Source organism: uncultured Aureimonas sp. (assembly GCF_913775355.1).
Classification (GTDB): domain Bacteria; phylum Pseudomonadota; class Alphaproteobacteria; order Rhizobiales; family Rhizobiaceae; genus Aureimonas.
In genome coordinates this window covers 1-19,968 of sequence record NZ_CAJYIU010000105.1, presented here as the reverse complement: position 1 = coordinate 19,968, position 19,968 = coordinate 1, and the positions used below count along the sequence as shown (strand labels likewise).

At 68.9% G+C, this 19,968-nt stretch carries 16 protein-coding genes; 3 read left to right on the top strand and 13 right to left on the bottom strand.

The window, feature by feature from the left end:
• From ligA to QZ753_RS07370, 11 genes are all read right to left on the bottom strand, one after another.
• On the bottom strand, positions 1–2,450 hold a 2,450-nt coding region (ligA, locus tag QZ753_RS07420), incomplete at its 3' end, for an NAD-dependent DNA ligase LigA (RefSeq protein ID WP_294642394.1).
• Between the two features lie 88 nt (positions 2,451–2,538).
• A complete protein-coding gene (gene recN / locus QZ753_RS07415) occupies positions 2,539–4,212 on the bottom strand; it encodes a DNA repair protein RecN (protein WP_294642392.1) in 1,674 nt (557 codons plus the stop codon).
• A gap of 163 nt (positions 4,213–4,375) precedes the next feature.
• On the bottom strand, positions 4,376–5,311 hold the full coding sequence (locus QZ753_RS07410) for an outer membrane protein assembly factor BamD (protein WP_294642389.1): 936 nt from the start codon (positions 5,309–5,311) through the stop codon (positions 4,376–4,378).
• Positions 5,312–5,571: 260 nt separating this feature from the next.
• A complete protein-coding gene (gene lpxC / locus QZ753_RS07405) occupies positions 5,572–6,513 on the bottom strand; it encodes a UDP-3-O-acyl-N-acetylglucosamine deacetylase (RefSeq protein ID WP_294642387.1) in 942 nt (313 codons plus the stop codon).
• Between the two features lie 296 nt (positions 6,514–6,809).
• Positions 6,810–8,393 (bottom strand): cell division protein FtsZ, encoded by a 1,584-nt coding sequence (gene ftsZ / locus QZ753_RS07400; protein WP_294642385.1) that lies wholly within the window; start codon positions 8,391–8,393, stop codon positions 6,810–6,812.
• Between the two features lie 115 nt (positions 8,394–8,508).
• Positions 8,509–9,837, bottom strand: coding sequence for a cell division protein FtsA (gene ftsA / locus QZ753_RS07395; RefSeq protein WP_294642383.1), 1,329 nt, complete (start codon positions 9,835–9,837; stop codon positions 8,509–8,511).
• Complete coding sequence (locus tag QZ753_RS07390; protein ID WP_294642381.1) at positions 9,834–10,733, bottom strand: cell division protein FtsQ/DivIB; 900 nt, start codon at positions 10,731–10,733, stop codon at positions 9,834–9,836. The genes ftsA and QZ753_RS07390 overlap by 4 nt, the downstream gene beginning before the upstream one ends.
• Positions 10,721–11,644 carry a D-alanine--D-alanine ligase gene (locus QZ753_RS07385; RefSeq protein WP_090959122.1) on the bottom strand — a complete coding sequence of 308 codons (924 nt, stop codon included), beginning with the start codon at positions 11,642–11,644 and terminating at the stop codon, positions 10,721–10,723. The genes QZ753_RS07390 and QZ753_RS07385 overlap by 13 nt, the downstream gene beginning before the upstream one ends.
• 153 nt (positions 11,645–11,797) lie before the next feature.
• A complete protein-coding gene (locus tag QZ753_RS07380; RefSeq protein ID WP_294642378.1) occupies positions 11,798–12,082 on the bottom strand; it encodes a PTS sugar transporter subunit IIB in 285 nt (94 codons plus the stop codon).
• Between the two features lie 16 nt (positions 12,083–12,098).
• The gene (locus tag QZ753_RS07375; RefSeq protein WP_294642376.1) at positions 12,099–12,560 is read right to left on the bottom strand and encodes a PTS sugar transporter subunit IIA; all 462 of its coding nucleotides are present in this window, start codon (positions 12,558–12,560) and stop codon (positions 12,099–12,101) included.
• A complete protein-coding gene (locus QZ753_RS07370) occupies positions 12,557–13,960 on the bottom strand; it encodes a PTS transporter subunit IIC (RefSeq protein WP_294642374.1) in 1,404 nt (467 codons plus the stop codon). Before QZ753_RS07370 ends, QZ753_RS07375 begins: the two co-directional genes overlap by 4 nt.
• A 367-nt stretch (positions 13,961–14,327) precedes the next feature.
• On the opposite strand from QZ753_RS07370, the gene QZ753_RS07365 reads away from it, so the two are divergent.
• Together QZ753_RS07365 and QZ753_RS07360 are read left to right on the top strand one after the other, a co-directional pair.
• Entirely contained in the window at positions 14,328–14,828 is a 501-nt protein-coding gene (locus QZ753_RS07365; protein ID WP_294642373.1) for a molybdopterin-dependent oxidoreductase, read from the top strand.
• Complete coding sequence (locus tag QZ753_RS07360) at positions 14,825–16,735, top strand: EAL domain-containing protein (protein WP_294642371.1); 1,911 nt, start codon at positions 14,825–14,827, stop codon at positions 16,733–16,735. The genes QZ753_RS07365 and QZ753_RS07360 overlap by 4 nt, the downstream gene beginning before the upstream one ends.
• A 10-nt stretch (positions 16,736–16,745) precedes the next feature.
• Here QZ753_RS07360 and QZ753_RS07355 read toward each other — a convergent pair whose 3' ends face one another.
• Entirely contained in the window at positions 16,746–17,654 is a 909-nt protein-coding gene (locus tag QZ753_RS07355; protein ID WP_294642369.1) for a cation transporter, read from the bottom strand.
• 158 nt (positions 17,655–17,812) lie between these two features.
• Here QZ753_RS07355 and QZ753_RS07350 point away from each other — a divergent pair, with 158 nt between their 5' ends.
• Positions 17,813–18,928 (top strand): metallophosphoesterase, encoded by a 1,116-nt coding sequence (locus QZ753_RS07350; RefSeq protein ID WP_294642368.1) that lies wholly within the window; start codon positions 17,813–17,815, stop codon positions 18,926–18,928.
• A 9-nt stretch (positions 18,929–18,937) separates the two neighbouring features.
• Here the strand turns inward: QZ753_RS07350 and murB are convergent, their stop codons facing one another.
• Positions 18,938–19,885 (bottom strand): UDP-N-acetylmuramate dehydrogenase, encoded by a 948-nt coding sequence (murB, locus tag QZ753_RS07345; RefSeq protein WP_294642367.1) that lies wholly within the window; start codon positions 19,883–19,885, stop codon positions 18,938–18,940.
• Positions 19,886–19,968 lie beyond the last annotated feature (83 nt).

Sequence of the window (19,968 nt, the reverse complement as noted above, 5' to 3'; positions counted from 1 at the left end):
GAGATGACCTTGACCCCATGCTTCTGGGCGTCGGTGAGTTTGGAGCCGGCACCGGGTCCGGCGACCACGAGGTCGGTCTTCTTCGATACCGAGCCGGACACCTTCGCTCCCAGCGCCTCCGCCCGCTCCTTGGCCTCGGCGCGCGTCATCTTCTCCAGCGTTCCGGTGAAGACGACGGTCTGGCCGTTGACGGGCGAGGATGCCGGCGGCGGCGCCGCGCGCTCGTTGGTGGTCGAGACGCCGACGTTCAGAAGCGCCTCGACGGCCTCGCGGTTGTGCGGCTCGGCGAAGAAATGGATCAGCGACAGGGTCGCGACCGTTCCGATGTCGCTGTCGCGCGTCAGGCGGAGAAAGCCCTCCCCCGGACTGCCGGCCTTGGCACGGCGCAGCGCCTCCGCGAACCCGTTCCCCTCCTCGCCATAGCGCTCGCGCAGGACCACCCGCTGGTTCGCCTTGAGGCCGAGATCCGGATCGCGCAGCGGCTTCCAGTCGGGATCGGCGACCCTCGCGTCGTCCACCGCCATCAGACGTTCGAACGTCGTGCCGCCGATGGTGCGCAGCGCGCTGAGTTCGGCCCAGTCCTCGCCCGGCTGCCCGTCGCGCGCGGCGTCGATGCCGGCGATCAGCGCGGGCACATCGTCGAAATGCCGCGCCAGCGCCTTGGCGGAACTCTCCCCGATCTCGGGAATGCCGAGCGCGAAGATGAAGCGGTCGAGCGACACGGTCTTGCGGGCCTCGATGGCCGACAGGAGGTTGTCGATCGCCTTCGAGGTCTCCGCCTTCTTGGCTGGCTTGGCCGGCTCGGCCTTTCCCTCGGCTTGTCGGCGAGCCTCGGACAGCGCCCGTCGCCGCGCCTCGATCGCCTCGCGCAGCGGCTCGAACTCGAGGCGGAAGATGTCGGCCGGCTGGCGCAGGAGGCCGGCGTCGAACAGCTCCTCGACGAAGGTCTCGCCGAGCCCCTCGATGTCGAAGGCATTGCGCGAGACGAAATGCTTCAGCCCCTCCTTGGCTTGGGCCGGACATGTCATCGCCGCCGTGCAGCGACGCACCGAGTCCAGCCGTCCCGTGCGCGGGTTGATCTCGCGCTCGGCCTTCGAGCCGCAAACCGGGCAATGGTCGGGATAACGGAAGGGCTCCGCCCCCGCCGGTCGCTTCTCGATCACGACGTCGACCACCTGCGGGATCACGTCGCCCGCACGCTGGATCACCACCGTGTCGCCGATGCGCACGTCGCGCCCGCCGCGGATCGGCTGTCCGTCGGCGTCACGCCCGGCGACATAGTCCTCGTTGTGCAGCGTGACGTTCGAGACGACGACGCCGCCGACCGTCACCGGCGTCAGCTTGGCGAGCGGGGCGAGCTTGCCGGTGCGCCCGACATTGATGACGATCTCCTCAACCGTCGTCGTCGCCTGCTCGGCCGAGAACTTGTGCGCGATCGCCCAGCGCGGCGCGCGCGAGACGAAGCCGAGTTCGCGCTGCTGGTCGAGGTCGTCGACCTTGTAGACGACGCCGTCGATGTCGTAGCCGAGCCCTGCGCGCGCCGCCTCGATGCGGCGATAGTGCTCGATCAGACCATCCACCGTGTCGAGCCGCCGCATGAGCGGCTCGCCCTGCCCGAACTGCGGCACGGTGTTGGTCTGGAAACCCATGTCCTGCAGCGCCGCGACGACGGCGCTCTGCGTCTCGCCGGGCAGTTCGCTCGTCTCGCCCCACGCATAGGCGAAAAAGCGCAGCGGCCGCGATTTCGTGACGTTGGCGTCCTTCTGGCGCAGCGAACCGGCGGCGGCGTTGCGCGGGTTGGCGAACTGGCGCGCAGCCTTCGCCCCTTCCCCCTCGCCCGCCTCGGCGACGAGACGGGCGTTGAGGGCGGCGAAATCGGCATGGGTCATGTAGACCTCGCCGCGCACCTCGAAGACCTCGGGCGCAAAGCCCTTCAGCCGATCCGGGATGTCGTCCAGCGTGCGCGCGTTGGCGGTCACGTCCTCGCCCACCTGTCCGTCACCGCGCGTCGCGGCCGAAACGAGCCGGCCGCGCTCGTAGCGCAGCGACAGCGACAGCCCGTCGATCTTCGGCTCGGCCGTGATGGCGAGCCTGGCATCGTCGCCGAGTCCCAGAAACCGCCGAACGCGGCGTGCGAAGTCGGCGACGTCCTCGTCGGAGAACGCGTTGTCGAGCGAGAGCATCGGCATGGCGTGCCGGATCTTGGCGAACTTCGCCGAGGGCGCGGCGCCGACTTTTCGCGAGGGCGAATCGGGTCGAACGAGGTCGGGGAAGCGGGCTTCGAGCGCGGCGTTGCGCTTGCGCAGCGCATCGTACTCTGCGTCGGTAACGGTGGGCGCGTCGTCCTCGTAGTAGCGCCTGTCGTGCTCGGCCATCTCCCGCGCCAGCCGCTCGAGCTCGGCCGCGGCCTCATCGGGGGTCATCGCATCGAGGGCGGGATGGTCGGACATGGGCTGGCTCGACTGAAACGGGGACGCTGAGGCGGGTACACCGATTCTGGGGCGGTCCGCGCGAAAATCCCGTATCGGCAGCCGGCTGTCAGCCGGGATGACCGATCAGCCGCGCGGCCGCCGCTCGGGCCTCGTCGGTCACGATATCGCCGGCGAGCATCCGCGCGATCTCCTCGCGCCGCGCCGACACGTCGATCGTCGCCACCCGCGTCGACAGGCGCTCGTCGCCGGGCACGGTCTCCGCCTTGGAGATCAGGAGATGCGTCGTCGCGCGGGCCGCGACCTGCGGCGCATGCGTCACCGACAGGACCTGCACCCGCGAGGCAAGGCGCGCGAGGCGCCGGCCGATCGCATCCGCCACCGCGCCGCCGACGCCGGTGTCGATCTCGTCGAAGACGAGCGTCGGCGCCGAGCCGCGATCGGCCAGCACGACCTTCAGGGCGAGAAGGAAGCGCGACAGCTCGCCGCCGGACGCGACCTTCATCATGGGGCCGGCACGTGTTCCAGGGTTCGTGCGCACCCAGAACTCGGCCGTGTCGATACCGGCGCCGGTGCGGGCCGAAGGGTCGGTCGCGATCTCGACGATGAAGGCGGCGCGTTCGAGCTTCATGTCGGGCAACTCGCCCATCACGGCCTCTTCCAGATGCCGCTTGGTCTCGTGGCGCTTCACCGAGAGATCGGCCGCGAGGCGGTCGAAGGTGTCGCGCCGGGCGACGACATCGGCTTCCAGATGCCCCAACCGCTCCTCGCCGGCGTCGAGCTCGGCAAGATCGCCCACCATCTTCGCCGTCAGGTCGGCAAGATCGTCCACCGGCACGTTGTATTTGCGGCCCGCCGCGCGCAGCGCGAAGAGGCGCTCCTCGCACTTCTCCAGCGCCCGCGGGTCGAACTCCAGCGTGCGCAGCGCGCCCTGCAGGCTCATCTGTGCATCCGACAGGGCGTCGAGCCCTGCCTCCAGCCGCTCGATCGCCTCGTCGAGCAGGCCCGGCAGCTCGTCCTTCTTGCGATCGAGCCGGCGGAGCAGGCTGCCGAGGCCTGGAATCGGCGATGCGGGACCGGACAGTTCCTCGTGCGCGTCGTTGACGTCGGTCGCGATCTTCTCGGAGCGCATCATCCGCTGGCGCTCTTCGGCCAGTTGCTCCTCCTCACCGGCGATCGGCGCCAGTTCGGACAGCTCCTCGACCGAGGCGCGGAGGTAGTCGGCCTCGCGGGCCGCGGCCTCGACGCGGGCGCGGTGCCGGTTGAGTTCGCCTTCGGCCTTTCGCCAGTCGTCGAAGGCGCGCGCCACCGCCATCGCCTCCAACGTGAGACCGCCGTACTCGTCGAGGAGCAGCCGGTGCGCCTCGGGGTCGACCAGCGCGCGGTCGTCGTGCTGCCCGTGAATCTCGACCAGCGTCGCGCCCACCTCCTTCATCAGCCCGACGCTCGACGGACGGTCGTTGATGAAGACGCGCGTGCGCCCGTCGGCGCTCTGGACACGGCGCAGGATCAGGTCGCCGTCGTCGTCGAAGCCGTTGTCGGTGAGAAGGCGCCGTGCCGGATGGGCCGCCGGCAGATCGAAGACGGCCGAGACCTCGCCCTGTTTCGAGCCGTGGCGCACCAGCCCGCCATCGCCGCGCCCGCCGAGCGCGAGCGACAGGGCGTCGAGCAGGATCGACTTGCCGGCGCCGGTCTCGCCGGTGAGCACCGACAGACCGTCGTTCAACGCGAGGTCGAGCCGGTCGATGAGGACGATGTCGCGGATCGAAAGGTGAACAAGCATGCGCGGGAAGGGCTAGACCGGCTGGGAAGGAATGGCAATCGGCAGCGCCGAAGATATGAAGGCGCGCCGCCGAAGAGAAGGGCGGATGACCCGCGCGGCAGGCATCGGAAACGAAAAAAGGCCGGGCGAAGCCGGCCTTTTCTTCAAGTCATGCGTCCGGCGATCAGCTGCGCGCGGGCGGCGGCAGCACGGTCGCATCGGCCTGCGCCCGCGTCGCCGTCGGCGTGCGATCGGCACCCGTGATGAGACGCGTCGCGTTGGAGAACCACGACGTCGCGCCGCCGCTGCGCGGCTCCAGACCCTTGCTCTGGAGCAGCGCATAGGAGTCGCGATACCACTCGGACTCGGGGAAGTTCTGCCCGAGCACCGACGCCGAAGCCTGCGCTTCCTGGGTCAGGCCCATCGCGTAGTAGGTCTCGGTCAGGCGCGCGAGCGCCTCCTCGACGTGGCGCGTACCCGGATAGGTGTCCACGACGTTCTTGAAGCGGTTGATCGCGGCGATGTACTCGCGGCGCTCCTGATAGTAGCGCCCGACCTGCATCTCCTTGCCGGCGAGCTGGTCGCGCGCGATGCGCAGCTTGGTGCGGGCGTCCTCGGCATATTCGGAGTCGGGATAGCGGTCGACGACCTCCTGCATCGCCTGCACGGCGCGCGCGGTATCGGTCTGGTCGCGCGTCACGTCCGGCATCTGGCGATAGTAGGACAGGCCGATGATGTACTGCGCGTAGGCTGCGTCCTGCGATCCCGGATAGAGCGACAGGTAGCGGCGCGCCGAGGCGATCGCCTCGTCATAGTCGCCGGTGCGGTAGCTCGCGAAGGCGCGCATCACCAGCGCCTTGCGGGCGAATTCGGAATAGGGATGCTGGCGGTCGATCGCCTCGAACTTGGCGGCGGCTTCCTTCAGCCGGCCGTTCTCGAGATTGGCGAGACCCTGATTGTAGAGCGCATCGGCCGGCTCGGTCTGCGAGGCGAGCGCCAGGGCATCGATATCGGTGTCCTTCGAGGACATGCACCCCGAGAGAAGAAGGCCCGACGCGGCGACGGCCAGTGCCATCGGCACGACCGGAAAGCGGCCGGACAGCGGCATCTTGATTCCCATCGAACTGGTTCCCCCTGGCTTCCCCGGACCGGCATGAACGGACCGGGCGGGACATCTTCCTAGCCAACGTCCCGCATCGCGACAACGCTTCACGACAGGCCAAGGCGCCTTTTTTAAGACTTTCGGGATGTTTCGGACGTTTCCGCCGTTCCCCTTCGCGCGAGGGGCTCCGGCCGTGGCCGGAGCGCCGCATTCGCGAGGAGGCCGGCTCTCACCTGCCCGCGAGCGGCGTCAGCCGCCGGCAGGGGCGCTGGCCTCGATCAGAGGATCTGGGGACCTAGCGCCGGTACGGCGATCGCCGCCATGCCCGCCTGACGCAGCGGCTCGGCGCGGCGTCCGTTGCCCTCGACGAAGGCATGTGCCGAAGGATCGGCGAGCAGCGCCTGCAGCGCCATCGCGTTGAGGCGGTGGCCGCCCTTGTAGGAGCGGTAGCAGCCGAGGACGCGGGCGCCGGCCAGCGCCTGGTCGCCCACGGCATCCAGCGTCTTGTGACGGACGAACTCGTCGGGGTAGCGCAGGCCGGCCGGGTTGATCACCCGGTCGTCGTCGCCGATCACGACGGAGTTCTCGAGCGAGGAGCCGAGCGCGTGGCCCGACGCCCAGAGCCGCTCGACGTCCTTCATGAAGCCGAAGGTGCGGGCGCGGGCGAGCTCGTCGCGGAAGAGGCTCGGGCTGAGGTCGGCGCAGAAGCGCTGACGGCCGATCGCCACGGTCGAAAAGTCGATCTCGACCTCGAAGCGCGTGCCCTCGTGCGGGTGGTACTCGGCAAATCCGCCGTTCAGCTCGACGCGGACGGACTTCAGGACCTTGATGAAGCGGCGCGGCGCACGCTGGGCGACGAGGCCCGCCGCTTCGATGGCGCGCACGAACATGTCGGAGCCGCCGTCCATGATCGGGATCTCGTTGCCGTCGATCTGGACCACGACGTTGTCGACGTCCATGGCGTAGAGCGCGGCCATGATGTGCTCGATCGTCGCCACATGCGCGCCACGACGATCGCCCACGATCGTCGACAGGTCGGTGGAGGTCACGTTGCCGGAGACGGCACGGATTTCGTGAACGAGGCCGGAAGCCTCGAAGACGTGGAACACGATACCGGTATCGGGCTCGGCCGGGTGCAGGGACAGTTCGACCAGCGTACCGCTGTGAACGCCCACGCCCTCGAAACCGATGCGCGCTCCGATCGTGTGCTGACTGACCACGTGTTACTCTTCCTTATACCGGCCTGCCGTGCGCCAGATAATCGCGTCGACGGCAGGAGAACTCTTCCCGGCTTCCGGAAGATCCCGCTTGGGAACCCGTCGGCGAACGCGAAGTGTCTGAAACTGTCACAAAATTTAGGTCTCGACCCAATTGAGGCCAAATCACGCTTTCTTACCCGATGTTACCGGAAAGCGGCTTAAAGTTTCATTTAGGATAACGAAATCAGTGCGTTAAACGAAACGGCCCGCCTTCTTGCGAAGGCGGGCCACACCAAAAGGCGGTGAGTTTGTGACCGTCAGTTCGACTGACGGCGCAGGAACGCCGGGATTTCCAGCTGATCTTCCTCGCTCGGCTGGCGAACCTGGCTCTGCGGGCGGGCCGCGGAGTCGGCCGCCTGGCGGCGCGGCGCATACGGGCTGGCCTCGGCCGGACGGCGCGGCGCGACGGGGCGGACGGGGTCGGCGAGCACCGCCTCGTCTTCCTCGCGGCGCGACAGGCCGGTCGTCAGGCGACGCAGGAGACCCATCGGGCCCCGCTCGTCACCCGTGGCGTCGACGGCACCGGCACGGCGCTCGATCTCGGCCTGCACCACAGGCGGGAAGTCCTCGACGCGGGGCATGCGGGCCTGCGCGGGCTGCTGGACCGGCTGGCGCGGCGCCGGGGCGCGCGGAGCGACCTGGGCGATCTCGGCCTCGAGGGCGGCGGTGAAGTCGTCCTCGATGTCGGCCATCGCAGGCGCCGGCTGGTAGGCGGCGGGCGCTGCGACCGGCGCCTGGGCGACCAGTGCGGGCGCCTGCATCACCGGGGCGGCGTGCGCCACCTGCACCGGAGCCGGGGCCGGCTGGAAGGCCGGGCGGGCGGCGAGAGCGGCGGCGGCGCGGGCCTCGGCGGCGTGGCCGTAGACTTCCATCGCCGCCTTGTCGATGCCGGTGGCGACGACCGACACGCGGATCACGCCTTCCAGGCTCTCGTCGAAGGTCGCGCCGAGGATGATGTTGGCATCCTGGTCGACTTCCTCGCGGATGCGGGTCGCAGCCTCGTCCACCTCGAAGAGCGTGAGATCACGCCCGCCGGTGATGGAAATGAGGAGGCCCTTGGCGCCCTTCATCGAAGTCTCGTCGAGGAGCGGGTTGGCGATCGCGGCCTCGGCAGCGGCCATCGCGCGGCCCTCGCCGGACGCTTCGCCCGTGCCCATCATCGCCTTGCCCATCTCGCGCATCACCGAACGCACGTCGGCGAAGTCGAGGTTGATCAGGCCTTCCTTGACCATCAGGTCGGTGATGCAGGCGACGCCCGAATAGAGCACCTGGTCGGCCATGCCGAAGGCATCGGCGAAGGTGGTCTTGTCGTTGGCGATGCGGAAGAGGTTCTGGTTCGGAATGACGATCAGCGTATCGACGTTCTTCTGCAGCTCCTCGATGCCCTGCTCGGCGATGCGCAGACGGCGCTGGCCCTCGAAGTGGAACGGCTTGGTGACGACGCCGACCGTCAGGATGCCCTTCTCGCGCGCCGCACGGGCGACGACCGGGGCCGCGCCGGTGCCGGTGCCGCCACCCATGCCGGCGGTGACGAAGCACATGTGCGAGCCGAGGAGGTGATCGCAGATCTCGTCGAGCGACTCTTCGGCGGCCGCGCGGCCGACCTCGGGCTGCGAGCCGGCGCCCAGACCCTCGGTGACGGCGACGCCCATCTGGATCACGCGCTCGGCGCGCGAGGAGCGGAGCGCCTGCGCATCCGTGTTGGCGATCACGAACTCGACGCCCTCGAGGCCGGCGTTGATCATGTTGTTGACGGCGTTGCAGCCGCCGCCGCCCACACCGAACACGGTGATCCGCGGCTTCAGTTCGGTGATGTCCGGCTTCTGAAGGGTGATGCTCATCGTGGTTTCCCTTTGTGTCTGGGCCGGTTCGCCGCGCGGCCTGGGGTCTCAAGAACCAGTGCGCGGCGCGCACCGATGGGGTATTCGGATGGACGAGCTTCGCACGCGAAGCTTGTCAGAAACTCTGCCGGAGCCACGAACCGAAGCGGCCGACGCGCGTGCGCGGGTCGAGCGCGAAGTCGATCATCGACTGCTCAGGCACGTGCTCCATCGCCGCGACCTGCGGGTAGATCAGCAATCCGACCGCCGTCGCGAAGGCCGGGCTCTTGTTGGAGGCCGAGAGCCCTGCGACGCCGACTGGCCGGCCGAGGCGCACGTTGCGATTGAGGAGCGTGCGGCCGGCTTCCGAAAGGCCGGCGAGCTGCGAAGCGCCGCCCGTCAGCACCACGCGCTTGCCGATGACGTGGCCGAGATTCGAAGCCGCCAGACGATCGCGGATCAGCTCCAGCGTCTCTTCCACGCGCGGCCGGATGATGCGCGCGATCAGGGAGCGCGACACCTGCACCGGCTGCTCGTGCGCCTCGTCGCCGAGCGGGGCGACCGACACGGTCTCGCCGTCGGCCATCATGCTCGGCAGGGCGTTGCCGTGCATGACCTTCAGCCGCTCGGCCTGCTCGGGGCGGATCGACAGGCCGCGAGCCAGATCCATCGTGATGTGATGCCCGCCGAGCGCCACCGCGTCTGCATAGGCGAAATGGCCGTTCTGAAAGATCGAGATCGTGGTCGAGCCGGCGCCCATGTCGATGCAGGCCGACCCCATCAGCGCCTCGTCGTCGACCAGCGTCGACAGGCCGCTCGCGTAAGGGGTCGCGACGAAGGCCTCGACCACGAGATGCGCGCGGTTGATCGCGGCCTCGAGGTTGCGCAGCGGGGTCTCCTCCGCCGACAGGATATGGAGATCGGCGCCGAGCTCGGAGCCGGTCATGCCGACCGGGTTCTCGAGGCTCCCCTCGCCGTCCAGCGACAGGTCGAACGGCACGCGGTGCAGCGCGACGCGGCCGTCGCGGAGCGGCATGCGGGCGGCCTGGTTCAGCACGCGCTTCAGATCGAGCTCGCCGACCTCGGCGCCCTCGACGTCGACCCGCGCCATGCCGCGCAGGCTCTTCAGCCGTCCGGCGCAGACCGAGACGATCAGCGACTCGATAGTCAGCCCGGCCATGCGCTCGGCGGCGTCGACACAGAAGCGGATCGACTTCTCCGCCGCCTCGAGGTCGACCACCACGCCGGACTTCACGCCGCGCGAGCGCTGGTGGCCGATGCCGATGACCTCGACCACGTGCGTGCGGCCCGGCAGGACCTCGCTTTCCGGGCGCGGCTTCAGCTTGGCGATCAGGCAGGTGACCTTGGAGGAGCCGACGTCGAGCACCGAGATGGTGCGTACGCGCTTGTCCGAAGGCTTCTTGATACGGGGCAGTTCGTCGGTCGTCTTGGAGAAGAAGCTCATACCGGCTTTTCCTTCTGAGCCTGCTTCCAGAGCTTGTCGCGCTCTTTGAGAACCTTGTCCCAGCGCTCCTTGGCGGCGGGGGTGAGCTTGACGACCATCCGGTCGGCAAGCCGCATGTCGACCGAGACGATGTCGCGGGCGAGAAGACCCTCGTTGCGGTCGACGCGCATCACGGTCGCGGCCGCCTCGATCGGGTCGAGTTCCGGCAGGCGGATCACGACGCCGTTGTCGAGGCGCAGGTCCCAGCGCCGGTCGCCGACGCGCACATAGGCCTTGATCCGCTGATCGAGCTCGGGGACGAGCGCCATCTTGTCGAGGATGTCCGCCGCCTCGCGCGCCGCGCCCGGGCCCACCACGAAGGGCAGGTCGGTGAAGCGCGTCGTCGCGTAGGGCACGATCTCCCGCCCGTCGTGGTCGACGATCCAGAGATCCTTGTCGCGCTGCCAGAGCGCGAAGGGCTTCTTCTCCACCAGCGCGATCTTCACGCGGTTCGGATATTCCTTCTCGATCGTCGCGCTCTCGATCCAGGGCATCGCCTCGATCGCCTCGCGCGCGGCCGTCACGTCCAGCGCCGGCAGCGTCTGCGCGCCGGCCATCCAGAGCGTCTGCAGGACGTCGATCTCGCTCGTCTCGGCGTAGCCCGTCACGTCCACGGTATCGATCGACAGGCCGAGCGGCTCGGCCACGGCGTCGATGACGGCCGTCGTATGGCTGCCGAGGACCATGCCGTAGATCGCGGTCGAGCCGAGAAGGCCGGCGGCGATCGTGCGGAAGCGCGGCAGCGGCAGGTCGCGCGCGTTCTTGATCCACACCACGGTCTTGCGGCCGAGGCGCTGCAGGCGCAGCACCAAGGGGCTGACGCGCTGGAACATCGGGGCGTCGTTCAGCGACCGCATGAGGCGTCCCTCACCATCCAGGAGAGCAGCTCGCCGAAGGAGTGGCCGGCGACCTTCGCGATGTCGGGCACCAGCGAGGTCGGCGTCATGCCGGGCTGGGTGTTGACCTCGAGCCAGACGAGTTCGCCCTTCTCGCCGAAGCGGTCGTCGTAGCGGAAGTCGGAGCGCGACACGCCGCGGCAGCCGACGGCGCGGTGGGCGGCAAGCGCCGCCTCCTGCACGCGCTTGGCGATGGCGGGCGGGATCTGAGCCGGGATCACGTGCTGGGAGCCGCCCGGCAGATACTTGGAATCGTAGTCGTAGAAGGCGTGACCTTCCGTCGTGATCTCGCAGACCGGCAGCGCCACGTCGCCCATCACGGCGCAGGTGAGCTCGCGGCCCGGCACGAAGCGCTCGACCATGACCTCCTCGCCGAAGGTCCAATCGGCGCCGTGCAGTTGCTGAGGCGGATGCTCCTGGTCGGCGCGCACGATGAGGACGCCGAAGGACGAGCCCTCCGCGATCGGCTTGACCACGTAAGGCGGCGCCATGACGTGGGACTTCGCGACCGCACGGCGATCGAGGATCTTGTGGTCGGCGACGGGCACGCCGGCCGCCTTGGCGATCGTCTTGGCCTTCACCTTGTTCATGGCGAGGGCCGAGGCGAGGACGCCCGAATGCGTGTAGGGAATCTGCAGGAATTCCAGGATGCCCTGGATCGTGCCGTCCTCGCCGAAGGGCCCGTGCAGCGCGTTGAAGGCGACGTCGGGCGCGAGGTCCTTCAGAACCGCAGCCACGTCGCGGCCGACATCGACGCGCGTGACGCGAAAGCCCTCGGCTTCCAGCGCGTCGGCACAGGCCTTGCCCGACGACAGGCTCACCGGCCTTTCGGACGAGAAGCCACCGAACAGCACTGCGACATGCGAGGTCATCGACCGGGATTCCATGCATTGAAGGTCAGGGACCATTCATCGCCCGCAGATGGTTAAGCGCTGGTTAACCGAGTGCGGCGATTGCAAGAAAATCGTAAGGCCGTTTGGAGAGGCAGCGTTAACGGTTGCCGCCTCCCGAATGCTTATGCGTGCTCAGGCGCGAAGGGCCGCCTCGATGTCGTCCAGCACCTTGTCGCGGCCGATGCCCGTCAGGAAGGGCAGTCCCTTGAACGTCGGGCGTCCGAGATCGTCGGGCACCGGGGTCGTCGCCACGATGACATCGGCGTCGGCCGCGAGGCCGCGCACTTCGGTCGCCTTGCACTGGCGAACCTCCACCGGGATGCCGCGAGCGGCCATGGCTTCCTCGATCGCGACCGCCACCACGGTCGACGTCGCCACGGCCGTGCCGCAGGCGATCAAAATGGTCTTGCGCTGCATGGGTGTTCCTTTCGCTTCATTCACCGAGAACGGCCAAAGCCTCGGCGGGGTCGCCCGCGCCGGCAAGGCGTTCCAGACGGGCCTCGTCGGAAAGCGTCGCGATCACCGCCTGGAGAAGCGGGATCTGCTCGGCCTTGTCGCGGATCGCGAGAGCGAAGACCACGCGCACGTCGAGCGACACGTCGGGATCGTCCATCGACCGGAAGGAGACGGGCTCGGGCAGGACCGCAAGGCCGACCGCGGCCCTCACCACATGCTCCGGATCGGTGTGCGGGATCGCCGCGTTCAGCCCCCCGAGCGGCAGACCGGTGGGCATCGCCACTTCCCGCGTGCGCGCGGCTGCCGCCCAGCCGGGGCGGACGGCGCCGATCTCGTGAAGACGCGCGGCCAGGAGATCGATCGCTTCCCCCGCATCGCGAACCGTGATGCCCGTGATCACGGCGCGGGGGTCGAGGTATCGCTGGAGAAGGTCGGTCACGCGCGGCGCCCCATCGGCCGGCCGGCCGTCGGCAAGGGCGCCGGCGCGGGCTCGTCCGCTCCGGCCAGCCGTTCCATCGGCCTGGGGGCGGCGCGCCACACGAGGAGAAGGGCGGCGACGCCGAGGAAGACCAGAAGCAGGCCGACGAGACCCAGCATCTCGGTCAGGCGGATCACGATCCATGGGATGTAGAGGAACCCGTCGACGACGCTGGTGATGCCGGTGGCGTTGGCGGGAATGGCAAAGCCGGAATTGGCGGCGGTGGCCGTCATCAGCGGCGAAAGCGCCATGCCGACATAGAAGCCGACCACCAGCGTCACGGCGCCGATCACGACCATGCGGAAGACGTTGCCGTTCACGATCGGCGCCGCCATGGCCACGACGAACGGGATCACCGCGAGATCGGCGAACAGGATGATCCGGTTGCCGGGCAGGACGAGCGACAGGAGGATGGCGACCGGCACGAGGATCAGCGACGAGGCGATGGCGGCGGGGTGGCCGATCAGGATGGCCGAGTCGAGGCCGACGTGGATCTCACGGTCTCCGGCCCGCTTCTGGACGAAGTCGCGCGCGGCCTCGGAGACGGGAATGAGCCCCTCCATGAGGATTTTCACCATTCTGGGCAGGAGCAGCATGACCGCCGACAGGCTCATGCCCGTCTGGAGGCTCTTGGTGATGACGGTCCCCGCATCGGCGGAACCGGCATAGGCGACGAGGCCCAACACGAGACCGATGATCAGGCCCATGACGATCGGCTCGCCGAACACGCCGAGGCGGCGCTGTACGGTCTCGGTGTCGACCCGGATGCGGTTGACGCCGGGAATACGGTCCATGATCCAGTTGAGGGCGATCGCCAGCGGCACGATCTGCGCCGAAGCGAGATGGGGCACCGACACGCCCGGAACGCCGTAGAAGCGCTGGACGCCCTTCGCCGTCCAGTCGGCCAGCACCAGCGAGAGGGCCGCCATCAGGGCGGCGGCCAGTAGCCCGTAGCCGAGGCTGCCGGTCGCGGCGACGACGAGCGAGCCGACGAAGGCGAAGTGCCAGAAATTCCAGACGTCGACGTTGAGCGTGCGCGTCATCCCGGAGAAGAGCAGCGCGACGTTGACGAGAATGCCGATCGGAATGACCCAGAGGCCGACCGACGATCCGAACGCAATGGCCGCCGCCGACGGCCAGCCGACGTCCACGATGTCGCGCTGCATGCCCGTATTCGTCACGATGGCCTGCGCCACCCCGCCGAGCGTGGTCAGCATCAGGCCGAGGACGAGGTTGATGCCGATGAAGGCGATGCCGATCGTCAGGCCCGCCCGGAAGGCCCGGCCCGGCCGCGCTCCCAGCACCAGCGCGATGACGAAGATGATGATCGGAAGGAGGACGGTCGCGCCGAGCGCGTCCACGACCCCTTCAGGGCGGCGAGAATTTCGGTCATCGTGCTCCCCCCGGGCAACATGCGAGGCCGAATCTTGCGTCGTCCGGTCCTCGCCCGCCGCAAGTATGAACACCTGTTCTCAAGCTTTTCAACTTGTTCCTGCCGCACCGGCAGGTGCCGAACGCTCGGACGCGATCCTCCTCGATCCCGACCCTCGCGCGGCCGCCAACAGGCTGGAAACCGTCGCGGTGGCATCGCGGACGGTCTGGGGCGTCGGCTGCCGCAGTCGCGCTCGCCGCGCTATGTTGCAGAGCAAAACATTCCTGTCGAAAACTCACATCTTCTTCAGGACCTCGCGATACCTTGCGGCCCTCCCCCAAGGGAAAGGGCGAATCGTGGACCGCAGAACTCTTCTGATGGGAATGGGCGCGCTCGCGTTGTCGGGGTGGATCGTCCCGGCGCTTGCCGACGAGCCGATCCTGACGCTGCGCGGCAAGTTCGCACGCGCGGGAGCCGACGGATCGGCAACGCTCAGCCTTGCGGACCTCGATGCCCTGCCGCAGACCCGCTTCCGCACGACGACGCCCTGGCACAGCGGCGCGGTCGAGTTCTCCGGCGTCTCCGTCTCCGACTTCCTCGCGGCGATGGGCGTGCCGGCGAGCGAAAGCTCGATGCAGTTGATCGCCCTCAACGACTACGTCGTCGAGACCAAAGCGGCCGAGCTCGTCTCGGGCGATGCCCTCCTCGCCACGCGCATGAACGGCGAGCCCATGTCGGTTCAGGACAAGGGCCCGATCTTCGTGGTCTTCCCCTTCGACAGCCGGTCGGCACTTCAGCACCAGTCCTACTACAGCCGCGCCGTCTGGCAGCTCGCCGAGATCGACCTCGCCCCATGAGCGCAGCCGGCGGCCTGCGGCCCTTCACCTTGAGCGTCCGGAAGGTCAGCTACGGCTTGACCTGCGTCACCGCGGTGCTGGCGCTGCTCGTCGTCGTGTCGTCGATCCTCGTGGTGCGCTACCAGCGCCAGATCAGCGAGGCGTCACAGTACAACGTCACGTTCGACTACTCCCAGACCGCCGCCGAGATCCTGCGCCTGCAGGTCGCCCTGAAGGACGTGATCGCGGGCGCCGACCCGGCGCAGATCAAGCTGCGGCACGACATCCTCGTGAACCGGCTCGGGATCATCCGCGACAACGCCTTCGCGACGCGCCACCAGCTGACCGAGACAGGCGACCGCCTCGCCGAAGCGCTGCGGCAGCTCGGGCCACTCCTCGCCGATCCGTCTGATACCGCCAATCTCGAAGCGGCCTACGACCTCCTCGGGCCTCTCACCACGCCCATTCTGCGGCTCGCCTCGCGCGCCCACGGCGAAGCCGGCGACATCGTCCTCGGCAACCAGACGACGCTGCGCCAGATCATGGCTATCGTCACCGCCGTCACGATCGTCCTCGTCCTCGTCGGCATGGTGCTCGTCGGCTTCGTCCTCCACCAGAACCGCCGGCTCGACAGCATCTCGCGGACCGACGGACTGACCGGCCTCGCCAACCGCCTCGCCTTCGACGCCGACCTGCGCAAGGTCGACGGCAAGCCCGCAGCCGTCGTCCTCGTCGACGTCGATCATTTCAAGACGATCAACGACACGCTCGGCCACAGCGTCGGCGACGGCGTGATCGTCGAGCTCGCGTCGCGGCTGCGCACCGCCGGGTCCGACGCGGACACGATCGCCCGGATCGGCGGCGACGAGTTCGCCATCGTCTTCTCGGGTGAGGCGGCCGAGGCGCGAAGCCTCACCTGCGCCGACGCGGTGCTCGCCAGCATGGGCGAGCCCTGCCGCGTCGCCGGCACCGAAGTGCAGGCCAATGTCACGATCGGCATCGGCGCGCAGGAGGCGAGCCAGGGCGCGATGCTCCTGAACGATGCCGACATCGCCCTCTACGCCGCCAAGGGCGAGGGCCGCGGCCGCTATCGCCGCTTCCGGCCCGAGATGAAGCAGGCGTTCCTGCGCGAGCAGGCGATCGAGGATGCACTGCGCCGCGCGGCCGCAGCCGGCGACTTCTCGCTCGTCTACCAGCCGATCATCGATCTTTCCGACGATCGCACGGTCGGCTTCGAGGCGCTCCTGCGCTGGCAGCATCCCGAACTCGGGTCGATCTCGCCGACGGAGTTCATTCCGATCGCCGAACGCAGCGGGCAGATCGAGGCGATCGGGCGCTGGGTGATCGAGGAAGCCTGCCGCGAGGCGAGCCGCTGGCCGTCCGACGTCTATGTCGCCGTGAACGTGTCGGCGCGCCAGCTGCTCGACCAGAGCTTCATCGCGCAGTCCTGGGCGGCTCTCGCGCAGAACGGCCTCGATCCCAGCCGGCTGGAGATCGAGATCACCGAGAGCACCCTGATCGTCGACGACGCGACCGTGCTCGACCTCGTACACCAGTTGCGGGCGCTCGGCTGCCGGGTCTCGCTGGACGACTTCGGGACCGGCTACGCATCCCTCAGCTACCTCCAGCGCTTCCCCTTCGACAAGATCAAGATCGACCAGTCCTTCCTGCGCGGCGACGGGGTCGCGGCCGGCGGCCATGCGATCATCGCCACGATCTGTTCGCTCGCGGAAGTGCTCGATCTGCGGATCGTCACCGAAGGCATCGAGACGGCGGACGAACTCGCCGCGGTCCGCCGCGCGGGCAGCCACTTCGGGCAGGGCTACCACTTCGACCGGCCGCTGCGCCCCGAGGACGTCCTGAAGCGCATTGCCCGCGACGGTCACGATCGTCCGTTCCCCCTCGCCGCCAATGCCACGGCCGCCTGAACGCCCGGCGTCAGTCCACCCATTTTGGATCGGCGGTGAAGGCCACCGTCAGCCAGCGATCGCGCGGATCGCCGCCGATCGCCCCGGCGATCTCCTCGCGCACGCGATCGAAGTCGGCGAGCGACTGGCGCGGGTGGTCGTGCGGCACCACGAAATGGAACTCCAGCGTACGCGAGCGCCCGACCTTGGCGACATAGGTGCGGACCTCGCGAAAGCCGTGCCGCGCGACGATGTCGGCGGCGACAGTCCGCGCCTTGGTATCGAGTTCCGGCGGCGCGACGAGGAAGATGTCCTTCAAGGCGTCGAAGACGGTGCGCAGCGGCACCGGGATGAGGCAGAGCGTCAGGATCGCGAGCACGGCGGGATCGACATAGGGCGTCCAGCGCTCAAAGGCGCTGCCCTGCAAGAGCGCGGCGATCACGAAGGCGACAAGGAGCGCCGCCGTAATCAGCCCCGCCATCGCCCAGCCCTTCACGTCGAGCGCCAGAAGCTCGGACCCGATCTCGCGGTTCTGCCGGCGCCCGATCAGGAACATCGCGAGGCAGATCGCCACGATAGCGGCGGCATAGGCGATCGCCCAGCCGAATTCGAGCGGCCGACCGCCGGACATCAGCGTGCCCACGGCGTTGACGAACGCATAGAGCGACAGGAGCGACAGGAGACCGCCGTTGAACAGGAGCACGATCGGCTCGAGGTGCCAGAAGCCGAGCTGGAAGCGGCCGCTCGCCTGCCGGGCGATGAGGCGCGAGACGAGAAGCGCCATGCCGGTCATCGACGCGTCGACCACCGAGAACATGCCGTCGAAGGCGATCGACAGGGAACCCGACAGGACGCCGAACACGACGCCCGATGCCCCGACGACGAGGGTCGCGGCGATCGATCGCTTCAGGGCGGCTTGCTCTCGTGTGGCGGCTGTCATCGTCACTCTCTAGGTCCGGCGTCGGCTCGTCCCCAACCCCCTATCGTCTCCGCGTCCGCGGAAATAGGCCACGCGGGGCTGCCCTGCCGGAACCTAACGTAGCGTCAGCGGTTCGGCAGCCGGACGCGATCACGCGTCGGTGAGGATAGGGATCGGCGATGATCACTTGGCTGCAGTTCGGCGACCTACATGTCTGCGAGCAGGACGGCTGGGCAAGCCTCGACGTGTTCCGGCAGCTCGTGGCGTCCGCCCGCGACAATCTCGCCGGACAGGTCGATCTGGCGGTGCTGCCCGGCGACAACGCCAATCACGCCACCGAAGAGCAGTTCGAGCGGATCGCCGAGGTCGTCGCGCCGCTCGGCATTCCGCTGCACGCGATCCCTGGCGACCATGATTTCGAGGCCGGCAACCTCGACGGCTTCTACCGCCATCTCGCGCGCCAGCCCCTCCCCTATGCGGTCACGGTCGGCGAGACGCGCATCCTCTTCCTCGATATCGTCTCGGCAGGGAGCGGCGGCCCGGACTTCCGGCTCGGCTCGAAGCAGACGCTCTGGCTGGGCCGCGAGCTCGACGCCGCCGATGCGGCCGGGCACGCCGCCGTCGTCTTCATGCACGCCTATCCCGGCGACCTGCACACCGGCACCGAGGAGGTCGCCTCGCTTCTCGCGTCGGGGAACGTGCGCTTCGTCGGCACCGGCCACACGCACTACAACGAACTCCTGAATGACGGTCGCGTGGTCTACGCGGCGACGCGCTCCACCGGCGAGATCGAGGAGGCCGGCGGTCCCGGCTTCTCGCTCGGCGCAGTCGACGGGACTGCGGTCAGCTGGCGGTTCAAGCCGCTCGACGCGCCCTGGCCCTTCGTGCTCGTGACCTCGCCTTCCGATCTCCGGCTGATGACCGATCCGCAATCGCGCGATCAGGTGCCGGAGGGCGAGTTCGCCATCCGCGCCCGCGTGTTCGGCTCCGACATCGCTTCCGCGTCGGCCCGTCTTGGCGAGCGCGAGATCGCGCTCTCGCGCGAGGGCGCCGCCTGGGTCGCGACGTCCGGCGCGGTCGAGCCGGGGCTGCACCGCCTGAGCGTCACCGCGCGATCCCAGAGCGGTACCGAAGATACCGACCACGTCGAGATCCTCGTCCGCCCGCCGCGCGAGCGCCCGCGCCGCGGCGACGCCTTCGCGCTCGGACGCGACATTCATTCGGTCGGCCCCTGGCCGGGCCGCGGCATCCCCGGCGGCCAGCTCGGGCCCAACAAGAACGGGCTGAAATGGTAGGCTCGGCCTCTACGGGCTGAAGGGCCGAACCTCGGCGCCTTCGGCGAAACGGCCGAGGCGCTTGATCTCCCATTCGAGGAGAATGCCGCTCGTGGCGTAGACGCGCTCGCGCACCGTCTCGCCCAGAAGCTCCAGATCGTGCCCCGTCGCGTCGCCGACATTCAGCATGAAGTTGCAGTGGAGCGCCGACATCTCGGCGCCGCCGATGCGAAGCCCCCGGCAGCCAGCGCGGTCGACCTCCTTCCAGGCGGAGGTGCCGGGCGGGTTCTTGAAGGTCGACCCACCGGTCTTCTCGCGCACCGGCTGCACGGTCTCGCGGTGATGCTGCACCTCGTCCATCGCGCGGCGGATGTCGTCGCGCTCCGTCTCTGGCCCCTCAAAGACGGCCGAGACGAAGATCAGGTCCTCGGGCGCATCGGCATGGCGGTAGGAAAAGCCCATGTCGGCCTTGGACAGGACATGCACCCGGCCCTGCCGGTCGAGCGCGCGCGCCTCGACCAGCCGGTCGGCCGTCTCGACCCCGTTGGCCCCGCCGTTCATGCGGATCGCACCGCCGACGGACCCCGGAATGCCGTGCAGGAAGTGGAACCCACCGAGCCCTGCTTCCCAAGCCACCGCCGCCACGCGCTTGTCGCTCGCCGCCGCGCCCGCCCGGATGCGCCTGTCCCCGATCGCCTCGACCTCGCCGAAGCCCTTGGCCGGCAGCCGCAGCACGACGCCCCCCACCCCGCCGTCGCGGATCAGGAGGTTGGAGCCGATGCCGACGACCGTCAGCGGCACCTCGGCCGGCAGGGTGGCGAGGAAGGCGGAAAGATCCGCTTCGTCGGCCGGCTGGAACATCACGTCCGCCGGCCCGCCGGTGCGGAACCAGGTGATCTTGGAGAGGTCCGCCCCGGCCTGCAGCTTGCCGCGCAGGCCGAGGGCGGGATCGGAGAGCGCGGCGAGAAGCTCGCTCAAGCCCCCCGCCCCAGCGCCTCGAGTTCCTTCGGCAGGGCGTAGGCCCAGGCCGTGATGTTGCCGGCGCCGAGGCACACGACCAT

Coding starts and splice junctions, on each gene's coding strand:
- QZ753_RS07390 (WP_294642381.1), bottom strand. CDS start 10,733: ATGCGGTCGCTGAACGACGCCCCGATGTTCCAGCGCGTCAGCCCCTTG.
- QZ753_RS07360 (WP_294642371.1), top strand. CDS start 14,825: ATGAGCGCAGCCGGCGGCCTGCGGCCCTTCACCTTGAGCGTCCGGAAG.
- QZ753_RS07355 (WP_294642369.1), bottom strand. CDS start 17,654: ATGACAGCCGCCACACGAGAGCAAGCCGCCCTGAAGCGATCGATCGCC.
- QZ753_RS07350 (WP_294642368.1), top strand. CDS start 17,813: ATGATCACTTGGCTGCAGTTCGGCGACCTACATGTCTGCGAGCAGGAC.
- QZ753_RS07380 (WP_294642378.1), bottom strand. CDS start 12,082: ATGCAGCGCAAGACCATTTTGATCGCCTGCGGCACGGCCGTGGCGACG.
- QZ753_RS07385 (WP_090959122.1), bottom strand. CDS start 11,644: ATGACCTCGCATGTCGCAGTGCTGTTCGGTGGCTTCTCGTCCGAAAGG.
- QZ753_RS07410 (WP_294642389.1), bottom strand. CDS start 5,311: ATGGGAATCAAGATGCCGCTGTCCGGCCGCTTTCCGGTCGTGCCGATG.
- ftsA (WP_294642383.1), bottom strand. CDS start 9,837: ATGAGCTTCTTCTCCAAGACGACCGACGAACTGCCCCGTATCAAGAAG.
- ftsZ (WP_294642385.1), bottom strand. CDS start 8,393: ATGAGCATCACCCTTCAGAAGCCGGACATCACCGAACTGAAGCCGCGG.
- recN (WP_294642392.1), bottom strand. CDS start 4,212: ATGCTTGTTCACCTTTCGATCCGCGACATCGTCCTCATCGACCGGCTC.